The organism is Rhodococcus sp. IEGM 1318 (assembly GCF_033142465.1).
Classification (GTDB): Bacteria; Actinomycetota; Actinomycetes; order Mycobacteriales; family Mycobacteriaceae; genus Rhodococcus_F; species Rhodococcus_F qingshengii_B.
The window spans coordinates 13,619-26,415 of the sequence record NZ_JAWLSC010000009.1 but is presented as its reverse complement, the minus strand read 5'-3'; the positions used below and the strand labels follow the sequence as shown (position 1 = coordinate 26,415).

General features: G+C 63.2%; 12 protein-coding genes. 5 read left to right on the top strand and 7 right to left on the bottom strand.

Features of this window, described 5'->3' with window-relative positions; genetic code table 11:
- Positions 1-42: 42 nt before the first annotated feature.
- Together R4P65_RS20735 and R4P65_RS20730 are read right to left on the bottom strand one after the other, a co-directional pair.
- Entirely contained in the window at positions 43-666 is a 624-nt protein-coding gene (locus R4P65_RS20735) for a hypothetical protein (RefSeq protein ID WP_317827945.1), read from the bottom strand.
- Positions 663-1,718, bottom strand: coding sequence for a LacI family DNA-binding transcriptional regulator (locus tag R4P65_RS20730; RefSeq protein ID WP_317827944.1), 1,056 nt, complete (start codon positions 1,716-1,718; stop codon positions 663-665). The genes R4P65_RS20735 and R4P65_RS20730 overlap by 4 nt, the downstream gene beginning before the upstream one ends.
- Positions 1,719-1,788: 70 nt before the next feature.
- Here R4P65_RS20730 and R4P65_RS20725 point away from each other — a divergent pair, with 70 nt between their 5' ends.
- Positions 1,789-3,018: an MFS transporter gene (locus R4P65_RS20725; protein ID WP_317827943.1), complete on the top strand. Its 1,230-nt coding sequence runs from the start codon at positions 1,789-1,791 to the stop codon at positions 3,016-3,018.
- Here the strand turns inward: R4P65_RS20725 and R4P65_RS20720 are convergent.
- From R4P65_RS20720 to R4P65_RS20705, 4 genes are read right to left on the bottom strand one after another with little or no spacing between them, the layout of a single operon-like run.
- A complete protein-coding gene (locus R4P65_RS20720; protein WP_317827942.1) occupies positions 2,979-3,647 on the bottom strand; it encodes a class I SAM-dependent methyltransferase in 669 nt (222 codons plus the stop codon). The genes R4P65_RS20725 and R4P65_RS20720 overlap by 40 nt on opposite strands.
- 36 nt (positions 3,648-3,683) lie before the next feature.
- Positions 3,684-6,227, bottom strand: a complete 2,544-nt coding sequence (locus R4P65_RS20715) for a polynucleotide kinase-phosphatase (protein ID WP_317827941.1) — start codon at positions 6,225-6,227, stop codon at positions 3,684-3,686.
- Entirely contained in the window at positions 6,224-7,645 is a 1,422-nt protein-coding gene (locus R4P65_RS20710) for a 3' terminal RNA ribose 2'-O-methyltransferase Hen1 (protein WP_317828080.1), read from the bottom strand. Before R4P65_RS20710 ends, R4P65_RS20715 begins: the two co-directional genes overlap by 4 nt.
- Positions 7,646-7,683: 38 nt before the next feature.
- A complete protein-coding gene (locus R4P65_RS20705; protein ID WP_317827940.1) occupies positions 7,684-8,721 on the bottom strand; it encodes an Rv2578c family radical SAM protein in 1,038 nt (345 codons plus the stop codon).
- Between the two features lie 98 nt (positions 8,722-8,819).
- On the opposite strand from R4P65_RS20705, the gene R4P65_RS20700 reads away from it, so the two are divergent.
- Genes R4P65_RS20700 through R4P65_RS20685 form a run of 4 tightly spaced genes read left to right on the top strand, consistent with a single transcriptional unit; the run spans position 8,820 to position 12,387 of the window.
- On the top strand, positions 8,820-9,185 hold the full coding sequence (locus tag R4P65_RS20700) for a RidA family protein (RefSeq protein ID WP_230815501.1): 366 nt from the start codon (positions 8,820-8,822) through the stop codon (positions 9,183-9,185).
- Between the two features lie 54 nt (positions 9,186-9,239).
- Positions 9,240-10,124 carry a DUF5995 family protein gene (locus tag R4P65_RS20695; RefSeq protein ID WP_317828079.1) on the top strand — a complete coding sequence of 295 codons (885 nt, stop codon included), beginning with the start codon at positions 9,240-9,242 and terminating at the stop codon, positions 10,122-10,124.
- A gap of 50 nt (positions 10,125-10,174) precedes the next feature.
- Entirely contained in the window at positions 10,175-11,608 is a 1,434-nt protein-coding gene (locus tag R4P65_RS20690; RefSeq protein WP_317827939.1) for a putative nucleotidyltransferase substrate binding domain-containing protein, read from the top strand.
- Positions 11,605-12,387 carry a Fic/DOC family protein gene (locus tag R4P65_RS20685; protein WP_317827938.1) on the top strand — a complete coding sequence of 261 codons (783 nt, stop codon included), beginning with the start codon at positions 11,605-11,607 and terminating at the stop codon, positions 12,385-12,387. Before R4P65_RS20690 ends, R4P65_RS20685 begins: the two co-directional genes overlap by 4 nt.
- Here the strand turns inward: R4P65_RS20685 and R4P65_RS20680 are convergent.
- Entirely contained in the window at positions 12,365-12,730 is a 366-nt protein-coding gene (locus tag R4P65_RS20680) for an AraC family ligand binding domain-containing protein (RefSeq protein WP_317827937.1), read from the bottom strand. The two genes, R4P65_RS20685 and R4P65_RS20680, sit on opposite strands and share 23 nt — an antisense overlap.
- Positions 12,731-12,797: the final 67 nt, after the last annotated feature.

The following is a 12,797-nucleotide window of genomic DNA, read 5'->3' as shown; positions in this document are numbered from 1 at the left end:
AGCCTGTGTGCACTGAAAGAAAACGGTGTCAGGTCGCAGCGATCAAGCAGCCGTCTCGAGGTCGACCAGCAAGAAGTCCTCGCGCCGCCGCCCCCATTCACGATCGGTCAGCTGATACGAGCGCAACGCACGAGGTGCACGGGCCAACTCGTAGAAGCGCTCGGAGCCAGGCACGAACTGCCTCGTAGCCCAACCCCAATCTGTGCCGTGCGGAATCTTCGGGTCCGGAAGCATGGCGGACTCCAACGACATGAGCCGCAGGCGCCGAACTATTCCGGTCGTGGCGGCATCCTCGCCGAAATCGATCCACGCCTGACGCGCGTTCGGGTCGTCACGAGCCGTTCCGGCAACTAGTTGCAACGCACCTGTGACGTCGATCCGAGAAGGCACCGGCGGGTCGGCATTGAACTTGAGTTGCAGAGCACCGGCGCGACCGATCGCCGGTTGTTCCGGCTCCCGGACATCGGTGCCGTCGCGAGGCAGTCTCCACATCAACGGTTTCGAACTCACGCGCACTTCCGCGGTCAACGCCCACGCCGGCTCGGCAACCGCCCACCGCCGCGCGCGGTCGGCATTCCACGCGAGCCCCCAACGGACCGTCTCCCCCAATTCAGGAGAGACAAACCACCGAAGACGCAGACCGTCGACGACTACCGGGCTGATCATCGCGTCGAGGTTCGCCGACGCACCGACCACTCGACCGGGTCCACCTCATCGTCGAGCCCGAGAACCACGCGAGCTGCATTGCGTCCCTGATCGAACAATGACTGGCGAACCGTGGTCAGCCCGGCCTCGGATGCGGCTGCGGTGTCGTCCCACCCGACGACCGCGACGTCGTCGGGCAGGGCGAGGCCGAGTTCACGGATCGCGTCCAGAACCCCCAGAGCCAGTTCGTCACTCATCGCCAAGATGACATCGGGCCTTCGGCTCTCGGGAACGTCGAGCAGGGACCGAGCCATCCGCGCACCCTCGCTCCGCTCGTTGACGGTGACGACCCCCACCCGCACCGAGGGCCAATCGAGGCCCGCGTCGCGGACGGCGCGCTCGTAACCCTCGAGCCGATGCCGGGATACCGGAAAGAACGCTTCACTTGAAACCACGTCCATCCGAATCTCGGACCGAAGCTCACGATCCCACGGAAGGCTGATCACCGCGGGCCGCTGCGCCCCCGACAACCCGACTACCGCGATCGCAACGGCGCCGGCAACATCGTCCATCCCGACGAGATCCACACCCTCGTGTAACGGCCCACCCTGGATGCATGCGGGTTTGCCGGTGCCGACAATCGCGTCGAGGATGGGATCGTCGAAGACGGTGGTCCAGACGACAAAACCGTCTACTGCCGCGTCGCGAACTCTGTCGACGTCTCCGGGTTTCCCCGAGTTCGGCAGCATCATCAATCCAGCATTCGCGTCCAGGCAGGCGTCGGCGACTCCCGAGAGGAATCGCCGGGCTACTGCGTCTTCGAAGGCGTACGTCAGCTTCTCGCTGAAGACGACCGCGATGTTGTTGAATTTGCCGCTCCGCAAGGACTGCGCCGCCCGGTTGGGGCCCGCGTACTCGAGCTCTTCGGCAGCGGCGAACACCTTGGCCCGCGTTGATTCCGACACGCGCTCGGGCTGCGCGAAGGAGTACGACACCGACATCACCGACACGCCTGCGGCCTTGGCGACGTCGGCCATCGTCGGTCGACTCGAACGCTGCGCACGTATGGCCATGAGCATCAGCATAGCGAGTGCAAAATACCCATTGCGCAGGTGTGTATCGATACATGTATCGTTACACAACATGACTGCTCGACTGCCGAAGGCAACCACGCTACGGCTGATGACACTGGCCGGAGCAGCCTTCGCCTACGTAACGGCCGAAATGCTCCCCGTCGGACTGCTCAGCGAAATATCGTCAGACCTCGACGTCACCGAAGGGCGTGTCGGCCTACTGCTGACCTTCTACGCATACGGTGTCGCGGCCTTGACGCTTCCGCTGATCGGAGCGGTCAAAACCTGGCCGCGCCGACGCGTCGTCGTTTTGACCGTGGCCACCCTCGCGGTGTCGCAACTGGTCGCGGCGTTGGCCGTCAACTATCCGATGCTGGTGATCGGTCGGTTGCTCTGCGCTGCGACGCACGGCGTGTTCTGGGCAGTGGTTGCGCCGGTCGCAGCGACTCTGGTTCCGCGCGGACAGCAGGGCAAGGCCATCGCGATGGTGTATGCCGGCACGTCTCTCGCTTTTGTTCTCGGAGGTCCCCTGTCTTCGGCAATCGGCCAGTCCTGGGGTTGGCGGACCGCGTCGGCGGCAATCGGTGTGGTGGCAGTGATCATCGCTTTTTCACTGCATCGTGCGTTGCCCGAAATGCCGGTCGATCAGCGGCATCGGAACAAGCGAGACAAACCGAAGACGACACCGGCGATGAAACGGGCACTCGCCGTCATCTGCGCGGCAACGCTGTTTGCCGCCCTGGGGCAGTTCGCGTCGTACACGTTCTTCACTCTTCTGGTGGAGGAAAGCCTCGGCTCGTCCGGTGGCGTCCGTACCGCGATGCTTCTGGTGTACGGCGCCGCCGGCGCCGTCGGGGTGTGGGTCGCCGGCAAGTACTACGACCGCCGACCGCGCCTCTTCACGCTCATCTCGATAGCGACGGTGGCAGGCGCGCTGGCCATTTTCTGGCTCTTGGCGCCCTCGATGGGAGCGTTCGCAGTTGTCGCCACGATCTTGTGGGGCGCGGCGTTCACCACCGTTCCGATCTGCCTACAGTCCTCGGTTCTGCGTGCCGTCCCGATCGGGACCGACCGCGCCTCGGCCGTCTACGTGGTCGTGTTCCAGATCGCGATTGCGACGGGGGCGTTGCTCGGCGCCGCTGTCGTCGACGGTGGTGGAATCTCGCATCTCGCGGGAATCGGGGTCGCTTTGATGATCGGTTCGTTGGTGATTGTCGGGTTCGGCCGACGCGCATTTCCCCGCGAACCGCAGCGGTCCACTCACTCCCCCACCGACGCGGCAGCCAGCCTCGCGTCGTAGATCAGGGTGTAGCGCCAGAACAGTCGCCTCTTGATCCGGCTATCTGGCAGATACCGGGTGGCCGCGCGCCGGATGTCAGCCATCGACTCACCTGCTTCCGCGGTGGGAGCCGTCATCGGCTTCAGTTGCTCCACCGCAACCTGTCGATGCTTGACGACGCCGACGACGGGATTACAGACGGCCGCCAACACCGACAGGAGTCCGTCGGTCACTGTCGTCGATCGATAACACCCGACTACGACGAGCCGACCGCCTGGTTCGAGCAGGCCACTCAGCCGCTTCATCGATTCTTCGAGTGGAAGATGGTGCAACGCTGCGACGACCGTGATCGCGTCGTACTTCGCCTCGGATGCAAAGTCCTCGATCCGCCGTGCTTCGATGATCACGTTCTCGTCGTCGACAAACCTTGCGCGCACGGCGGCCGACGTTGTCAGGTCGGGTTCCACACCGACCACCACGTCGAACCGCCGACGCAAGAGGTCGATCAGATTGCCGGTCCCGCTCCCCACGTCGAGAGCGCGACCGGACCTGACCCCGCGCAGATTACGTAGAACCCACCGGCCGTAGTGATCGTTGTGACTCCACGGATGGCGCCGGTTGAAACCGTCCAAGCGCGCAATCACACCCATACCCGACGGTATCAATCCGAGCCCGGGCACCGGCCGTCACAACCGCGGGTCGACCGGCTCCGATTCGAGAGCCAACACCGCGAACACGGCCTGGTGCGCTCGCCACAGCGGTTCGCGGTCGACGAGCCTGGATACCGCCTCCATGCCGAGCGCGTACTCGCGCAGCGCCATCGACTGCTTGTGTCCGAGGTTGCGGTTACGCAATCTCGCAAGCGTCGACGGTTCGAGGTAGTCGGCACCGTAGATCAATCGCAGGTACTCCCGGCCGCGGACCTTGATCCCCGGCTGAACCTTCGCGTTGTACCCCCGCGGTCCGTGAATCTGATTCGCCAGCGGTTTGACGACCATCCCCTCACCACCGTCACCGGTGAGCGACTCCCACCACTTCGTCGCTTCGGACACCGAGTCTTCGGAACCGAGATCGACGACCAGGCGACGTGTGGTGGTAAATCGACTCGGGTCGGCCGCGGCCAGGCGGTCCGAAATACCGAGGTGCCATTCGTGATCCCGTTCCCCGTACGACTGGCCCTCGGTCGCCAGAATCTGGAACGGCGCGATGGTGACGCCGTCCAGTCCGTTCGTCGGCCACACGTACCGCCGGTACGCCTCACCGAAGCGCTCGATACTCGCGGCCCGGACCGATGTCTGCTCGAACATTTCCGCCACGTCCAGACCCCGCGAACCGGCCTGCGCCAACACTGCCTCGCGGGCGGCGAGGTCAGTTCGTCCCGCCGCCGCGACCGACGCGTACTGCGAGCGCAGCAGACGTTCTGCTTTGACGTTCCACGGCAACAGTTCGCAGTCGAGGAGCAGCCAGTCGGTGCCCAACTCTTCCCACAACCCAGCGGAGGTGACTGCGGCGGCGATGTCGTCGACCAACTTCTGAGTCAGCTCGTCGTCGAAGAACTGGCGGCCGGTGCGGGTGTGCACCATCCCGGTGAGCGCATCCGGTGCGTCGAAGCGGGACTGAGCAACCGATCGATCACGGCACACGAGCACCACTGCCCGCGAACCCATGTGCTTCTCTTCGCAGATCACTGTTCCGATTCCGCCGGCCCGGTATGCGTCGAACGCGGTCGACGGGTGTTCCAGATAATCATCGGATTGGGCCGTCGCGCAGGGCGCCATGGTCGGCGGTAGGTACCGCAGCCATTGCGGCGCGACCGCGAATCGGCTCATCACTTCCAAGGCGCCGGCAGCGTTGTCGGTGCGAACGGACACTCGCCCGCGCAGTTCGGTGTCAACGCCGGTCGTTTCGAGGACGTCGGCGAGATCGAGCACGTCCGGATCGCGAGTCGGCGGAGCCAGCGGCACCACCGGCTCGTACCAAACCTGCTCCGCCGGAACCGACACGATCTCTCGTTCCGGGTATCGAAGAGCGGTGAGGGATCCACCGAAGACGCACCCGGTGTCGAGGCACGCGGTGTTGTTGATCCATTCCACCTCGCGCACCGGCGTGTGACCGTAGAGGACCATGGCTGATCCTCGGTAGTCCTGCGCCCACGGATATCGAACTGGCAAGCCGAATTCGTCCGTCTCACCGGTGGTTTCACCGTAGAGCGCAAAGCTTCGGACTCGGCCGGACGCCCTGTTGTGGTAGTCCTCCTTGAGACCGGCGTGCGCGACAACGAGTTTGCCGTCGTCCAGGACGAGGTGTGCGACGAGACCGTCACAGAAGTCGACGACGCTTTCGCGGAACTCCGCCGACTCGGTGGCCATCTGCTCGAGGGTCTCGGCGAGTCCGTGACTCGGCGTGACCTTCTTACCGCGCAGCGCCTTGACGAGTTTGTTCTCGTGGTTACCCGGAACCGCTATCGCATGTCCCGCCGCGACCATCCCCATGACCAGACGCAGCACACCGACCGAATCCGGACCTCGATCCACGTAGTCGCCGAGGAAGACGGCAGTTCGCCCTTCCGGCGGCACGGCATCGACAGCGCCGCCATCGGCCCCGTAGTCGACGGTGTAGCCGAGTTTCGCGAGCAGGCTCTCGAGCTCACTTCGACATCCGTGGATGTCGCCGATGACATCGAACGGGCCACGCTCGACACGCAGATCGCTGCGCAGCGGGCGACGCGAGAATTCGGCTTCGGAAACCGCGTCCTCACCTCTGAGGATGTGAACCGAACGGAAACCTTCCTTACCCAACCCGCGGAGCGAGCGAGTCAACTGTTGGTGCTGGCGGCGAATCACGTCGCGTCCGAACGTCCGATCAGAGCGTGCGTCGTTTCGTGCAGAGCAGACCGATTCCGGAACATCGAGCACGACTGCCACCGGCAGTATGTCGTGCTCGCGAGCCAACGCAACGAGTCGCTTGCGCGCAGCGGGCTGGACGTTGGTCGCGTCGACCACCGTGAGGCGTCCGCGTCGCAAACGCTTGGCCGCGACGAACTCCAGCACTTCGAAAGCATCGGACGTCGACTCCTGTGAGTTCGGATCGTCACTGACCCACCCTCTGAATGTGTCACTCGAGAGGGTTTCGTACTCACCGAAGTGGCGCGCGGCAAAGGTCGACTTTCCCGAGCCACTGACGCCGATGAGTACTACTAGGGCGAGATCTGGAATCTCGTACACCGTCATGACGTTCGTGCCTCCTTCGTGAAGATTGCCATCTGTGTCGGCCCGCCGAGGACCGGATCAATTGCTCCGATAAATTCGAACTCCACGGAATAGCCGTGGGCTCGGGCCGTTTCGGTTGCCCAGTCGCGGAATTGGGTTCGGGAGAACTCGAACCTGTGATCGGGGTGCCTGAACTCTCCCGCCAATGCCGGATACAGCACGTTGTAGTCGGCATTCGGAGTAGTCAGCAGCACATACTGCGGTGCTGCGTCCACGAAGACCGATCTGACCAGCGCCGGCAGGCGCGCCGTGTCGACGTGCTCGACCACCTCCATCAGCACGGCTGCGTCGAAGCCTTTCAAGCGTGCGTCGCGGTACGTCGCGGACGACTGCATCAAAGACACACGTTCACGCTGGACGTCGGACATTTCGGTGAACTTCAATCTGCGTTGCGCCCGTGTCAATTCGCGCGCGCTCACATCGACGCCGACAAGCTTGTCGAATCGAGCGTGCGGCATCAGCGCCTCGAGCAATTTACCTTCGCCGCAACCGATATCGACAATTGTTCTCACGTGCAGTCGCTGAAGCGTCGTCAAAACTGCGTCGACGCGAAGGCGTGCCAGCGGCGGATCCGGTCTCGGTGCTTCGATCTGCGCCTCGGCTTGTTCGGGAATCAGTCGATCGACCACCGATTCGACCAGGTCGCGTCGACGAGCCAGGTAGCGGGACATGATCAGCGCGGAATCCGGATGCGAAGCCAACCACTCTCCAGCGACGCGGATCAATTTGTCTGCCTCGTCAGGTCCCACCCAGTAGTGCTTCACATCGTCGAGGACGGGCAACAGCACGTAGAGGTGCCGTAGGGCACTCTGCACCGTGTGTTCCCCGGTCAGTGTCAGCGACACGAAGTCGGAGTTTCCCCACGTCGGTAGGTGCGGATCAAGCTGCACCGGTATCGCGGTCACGTCCCAGCCCAGCGGCTCGAACAGCCGACGAGGCAATTCCGCATCGCCGCCACACGGAACCACCGGAATCGAGACGGTCAACGCTAGTTCGGCTCCGACGAGTTCCGGGTGCGACTTGCACGTTCCCGTCAACGCGGTGCGAAACAGCTTCGACAGAGCAACCGAGAGTATGGACGACGCCGCATACGGTCGATCGTTGACGTACTCCCCCAGCGAAAAGTTGTCGCCACTCTTGCCGCGTCGATACCTACTCTGCACAAGTTCGATGGGGTCGACGTCCACAATCACTGCCACAGTGGTCTTTTCGTCCGAGGCCTCCGAGTACAGAACCGTGGCGGTACCGATCGCCAAGTCGAAGCTTTGCACTCGGTCGGGATGTTTGTGCAGCAGGTAACTCAACGCAGTCGCATCAGGAGTCTGCGAGGTCGGGGTGGACGTCAGTGTGAGTAGCACCAGGCGAATGTAGCCCGGCAGACGTCCGGAGCGCCTCCGATTTACGCGCCCCGCAGCAGTCAGAACAAGGTAAGAGCTGCTCCCGCACCCACCAGTTCACGCGGCGCCTCGCGCGATTGCTTGCCAGATGCATTGACGTCTCGATGCTCCGAACGACCACCCAACCCATGACGCTCGACCAGTGGCTCGACGCGGGTTGCGAGCCAACGCTTGTATTCGGGAGTGACATACGCGCCTCGCCCGTAGAGCTCGCGGTAGCGACGGATGAGTGCCGGATGTTCCTGAGCAAGCCAATTCATGAACCAGCCCCGAGTACTGCCGCGCAGGTGCATCGGGAAGACTGTCACACTGGTCGCACCGGCTTCGGACAGTGCCTCGAACAGACCGTTGAGGTGACTGGTGGAATCGGTGAGGAACGGAATGACCGGCGCCACCATCACATTGCACGCGAATCCCGCGTCGGTGATGGCGCGGATCATCTCGAGGCGCGCCCGCGGCGACGGGGTACCAGGCTCGATCTGCTTCTGAAGTGCGGCGTCGTTGATCGCCAACGACACTCCGATGCCGACGTCGACCTGCGCCGCCGCCATCTTCAACAGTGGCAGATCCCGTCGCAGCAGAGTTCCCTTCGTCAGGATCGAGAAGGGAGTTCCCGATTCGGTCAACGCGCGAATGATGCCGGGCATCAAGCGGTATCGCCCCTCGGCTCGCTGATAGGGATCGGTGTTGGTGCCCAGTGCCACCGCCTCCCGTTTCCAGGACTTTCGCGCCAACTCCTTGCGGAGCACCGCGGCGATGTTCGTCTTCACGACCACCTGGGAGTCGAAATCCGCGCCCGCGTCGAGGTCTAGGTACTCGTGACTCGGTCTCGCGAAGCAATATCGGCAGGCATGTGAGCAACCTCGAAAAGCGTTGACGGTGAAGCTGAACGGCAACGTCGAATCTTCGGGCATCTTGTTGAGCGCGCTCTTGCAGAGCACCTCGTGAAACGTGATTCCCTCGAACTCCGGAGTCTGCACGGAGCGAACCAACCCGGCCCGTTCGAGTCCGGGTAGCGCTCCGTCATCTGCATCCAATGCCTGACCCGACCACCTCATAGCCCCAAGTCGAACACTTGTTCTAAGGTATGTCAAGATGGAGCAAATACCCGACCGTGCCTCACCACGGCCGGGAAGTTGTTGGCAGAATTCGGTGCATGTCGAACAGAATCAATATTTCGTCCGGTTCCGAATGGGAACCCAAGATCGGTTACTCCCGCGCCGTGCGCATCGGCAACCAGATCGCAGTATCCGGCACCACCGCTCCTGGTGAGACCCTCACCGATCAGACACGCGCAGCGCTCGAAACGATCAAGGCAGCACTTGCCGAGGCCGGCGCCTCGCTCGACGACGTCATCCGCACTCGCATGTACCTTCGTGACATGACGCAGTGGGAGCAGGCTGCTCTCGCCCACGGTGAAGTGTTCGGCGAGATTCGTCCCGCCACGACCATCCTCGAGGTCAGCTCGCTGATCGACCCCGCTCTGCTCATCGAGATCGAGGCCGACGCGGTCATCAGCTGATCACCAATCCGAACGTTTGTGACAGTGGGCGCCTAGTCTGAGCCGATGAAACCGATGCGGCTGTATCCGTTGACGCTCGCGCTCGGCATCACCGCCGCTTTCCTCTCGCCCGGTTCTGCACTCGCAGATCCGGGCGAGAGTCTTTCGACGGCTTGCGGCAGCCCGCTGAGCAATGCCGAGGTGGATCGGATTGCCGAACTCAGCGATGTGACGACGCTGAACGGTGCCGGACTACCTCGCCTCGAGACCGCTGTCGAACGTCATCGGGAAATCACGTCGATCCTCGTCTCACACCACGATTGGCGAGGCCTGTTCTCTATCGGCCTCGATGCTGTCGAGCATGAGGCGGTAATGCCGCTGCAGCGAGATCCCGCAGCTTTCGACAATGACGAATGGGCCCATTCGGTCAGCTATGAATTGCTACGCAGGTACCTGGTGAACGTCCACGCTGAGTTCACGGGTACCCCCACCGATCCGGCGTGGAGCAACTATTTCACTCTGACGCGTCAGTGCGGCGCCAGTCCCGCGCGGGTCGCCATGGCCGGCTACAACGCGCACCTCACCGTCGACCTCGCTCATGCCGTCGCCACATCCGGAACCACTGCGGAGGATGTTCCCGATTTCTACAAGATCGTCGATTCCATTGCCGTCAAGGGTGGTTCGATCGTGACCCTCACCAAGGCCGAATACGACGCAGACCTCGGACCGCTCTGGCGGTTCTACTTCGTCGGCGAAGGACTCGACCGCTTGGCCGGAAACTCGCAGCCCTCGGAACTGCTGCTCCGCGCAGCCGACAGCGGATACAACACAATCACACTTGCCAACGGGTTCGCCCTCCAGAATCCGCAGACCCGTCCTGGCGCCGAGCAGGAGATCGACGCACTCTGGCGCACCACGGATTCGGCGCTCGACGTACTCGCACGACTCGGCGGTCTGTGACTTCTCACCCTCTGCCGACCTGAAACGGATACACCTGAGACAATGACCCCATGACGGGGCACTCGGCGGGGCAAGGCATGCAGAGTCCCGCCATGCGCCGGGTACGAGACCTGTTGCGCGGACCCGCAATTGTCTGCAGCGAACAGGCCACCATCCGTGAGGCCGCGAAGTTGATGACCGACGCGGGACGCCGCGCTGTTGTGATCCCGACGGAGACAACCGGTTTCGGAATCTTCACTGAAGGTGACTTGCGAGCTCGCGTGGCAGTCGGTGGCGTCGACAGCAATCAGCCGGTTTCGACGGTGATGACGCCGTCTGCGGTGACAGTCGACCCTGATCGACTGGGCGCCGACGCGGTTACCGACATGCTCGAGTACGGATTACGCCACCTCCCGGTGGTGACCGATGCAGGCACATTGATGGGTGTGCTCGAACTCAGTGACCTCCTGACTTCGGCCACCAATCAGGGTTTCGAACTGCGAGCAGCACTCGCCACGGCGGAAGACGACGCGCACCTCATCGAAACGGCCCGTGCCGTACCGGTTCTGGTGACGGAGTTGGTGGCGTCGCGGGTCTCACCGCTCGACATCGGCGCGACGCTCGCCGTACTGATCGACGTCACAGTCAGGCGAGCCATAGAGTTGGTGGTTGGCGGTGACGAACGACCGGATTTCGCGTGGCTTTCGCTCGGCAGCGTCGCGCGGCGTGAAGCGCTCCCGTCTTCGGATATCGACAGCGCGCTGGTGTGGGGCGGTGAATCCCATCATGAGGGTGCCGACGCGGCGAAGCGCATCCACGACATCCTCGATCTCTGTGGGTTCCCGCGAGACACCAAGAACGCCGTCGCCACCCAGGCCAGGTTTGCTCGAACGCTGCCACAATGGCGCACTGCGCTGCGAAAATGGGTCTCCAATCCGTACCAGGACCAAGCGCTCGTCATGTTGTCGATGCTGGCGGATGCCCGCGTCGTCGCGGGCGACCCGGCGCTGGATCCTCGCCCTGCAGCGTTGGATCAACTGAGACTGCATCCGGCCGTGATGCGTGTACTACTTCGCGAAGCGGTCGGCGACAAGGCAAAACTTCATTCATTCAAGGACGTGATGACGCGTCGGACCGGAACTGTCGACCTCAAGGCCAGCGCAGTCCAACCCATCGTGAACATCGCTCGATGGGCGGGGATTTCCGTGGGCGCCCGCACGAGTTCGACGCTCGAACGACTCAAGGCTGCAGCGGGGAGCGGTTTTCTACTCGACGACGACGCCCAGGTGCTGATCGAGTCTTTCGAGGTGCTGCAGCAGATTCGCGTCCGCCACCAGACCGATCAGTTCTCCGCGGGTAGGCCACCAACCGATGAGGTCGTGATTTCCGAGCTCACACCGCTCTCACGCAGCTTGCTGAGCAACGCGGTGCGCGAGGTAGCAGGTGTGCAGCGACGCCTCGAGTACGCCGCGTCCGCGTCGGCGCTACCCGACATCGACCCGTGAATCGCACTGCGCTCGAACAGGTTCTGGCCGCGGAACGGCTCGAAGGCTGGGATCCGAGCGATGAGCAGATCGCGGAACTCGAAGCCTTCCTGATCGGGATGCTTTCTCGGCGTGAGTATTTCGAGCAGGAGTTGGCGCGGGCCGTCGGCCTCTCGTCAGCGATTCCCCCGCGGATCCGCTGGCGGCGATCAGCGCCGTACGTCTATCGCGGTACGTCGGTACTCAAGAACAACTTCGACGTACGAGATCCCGCGGCATTGCAGTCGCTGGAATTTGCGGCGACTGCACTGCGCCTGGGCGAGGCACATCTCGGAGGCGAACTGGTACCGCACACGGGCGACACTGTCGAACTTCTACTCCTTCACCAGCATGTTTTCCAAGACCTGTACCAGTGGGCCGGCTACATCAGAACCGTCGACATCAGGAAGGGCGCGGCCACCTTTGCTCCGGTTTCCGCGATCCGGAACTACCTGTCCGAGGTGGAAGAGATCATCGCCGCCGTCGACTGGGCCACGCTCGATCAGGGCGCTGCGTCGTTCGCGCTCGCGTCGGTGTACTCGACGCTCAATCATGCCCACCCGTTTCGGGAAGGAAACGGGCGAACCGGAACCCTCTTCCTGCATCGACTCGCCGCCGACACCCGGTATCAGCTCGACTTGTCGCGGGTGAGCAGAACCGAGTGGGTATCCGCGTCGAGGGATTCTGCGCCTTTCCGGCCCACCGGGACCCCGTCGCCTCGCCCGTTCATCGATCTGTTCAATCGCGCTCTGACTCGCTGATGAGCCCGGTGAACGGAGTGCCGCTTTGCACTATCACCGCAAGCATCCCGTCATCCGAACCGGACTCGTGGATCTCGCCGGGGCTCCACACCACTGCCTCGCCTGACGCCATCGAGACCCGTCGACCGTCGTCTTCGGCTACCCAGCCCGAGCCGTCCACGACGACGAACAGCTGCCAGAGGTTCGCAGAATGCTTCCCCAACAGGCTGTTCGGCCGACACCACGCGAAGTGGCTCCTGAATTCTCCACCGTCCACCGAACGGGCGAGCTGCATCATGGTGATGTTCCGGCTGCCGTACTCGTCGGCGTCCAGGCTTCCTTGGGGCAGTGTCACGAGTCGCATGTCTGAGTGTCGCTCACCTCGTCGACCTTCACAATGACCAACGATGACAACCACCGCGGACTGAACA

Excerpts from the sequence above, each read along its gene's own strand:
- R4P65_RS20680 (WP_317827937.1), bottom strand. The coding sequence starts at position 12,730 with ATGCGACTCGTGACACTGCCCCAAGGAAGCCTGGACGCCGACGAGTAC.
- R4P65_RS20705 (WP_317827940.1), bottom strand. The coding sequence starts at position 8,721 with ATGAGGTGGTCGGGTCAGGCATTGGATGCAGATGACGGAGCGCTACCC.
- R4P65_RS20720 (WP_317827942.1), bottom strand. The coding sequence starts at position 3,647 with ATGGGTGTGATTGCGCGCTTGGACGGTTTCAACCGGCGCCATCCGTGG.
- R4P65_RS20730 (WP_317827944.1), bottom strand. The coding sequence starts at position 1,718 with ATGGCCATACGTGCGCAGCGTTCGAGTCGACCGACGATGGCCGACGTC.
- R4P65_RS20735 (WP_317827945.1), bottom strand. The coding sequence starts at position 666 with ATGATCAGCCCGGTAGTCGTCGACGGTCTGCGTCTTCGGTGGTTTGTC.
- R4P65_RS20700 (WP_230815501.1), top strand. The coding sequence starts at position 8,820 with ATGTCGAACAGAATCAATATTTCGTCCGGTTCCGAATGGGAACCCAAG.
- R4P65_RS20690 (WP_317827939.1), top strand. The coding sequence starts at position 10,175 with ATGACGGGGCACTCGGCGGGGCAAGGCATGCAGAGTCCCGCCATGCGC.
- R4P65_RS20695 (WP_317828079.1), top strand. The coding sequence starts at position 9,240 with ATGCGGCTGTATCCGTTGACGCTCGCGCTCGGCATCACCGCCGCTTTC.
- R4P65_RS20725 (WP_317827943.1), top strand. The coding sequence starts at position 1,789 with ATGACTGCTCGACTGCCGAAGGCAACCACGCTACGGCTGATGACACTG.
- R4P65_RS20715 (WP_317827941.1), bottom strand. The coding sequence starts at position 6,227 with ATGACGGTGTACGAGATTCCAGATCTCGCCCTAGTAGTACTCATCGGC.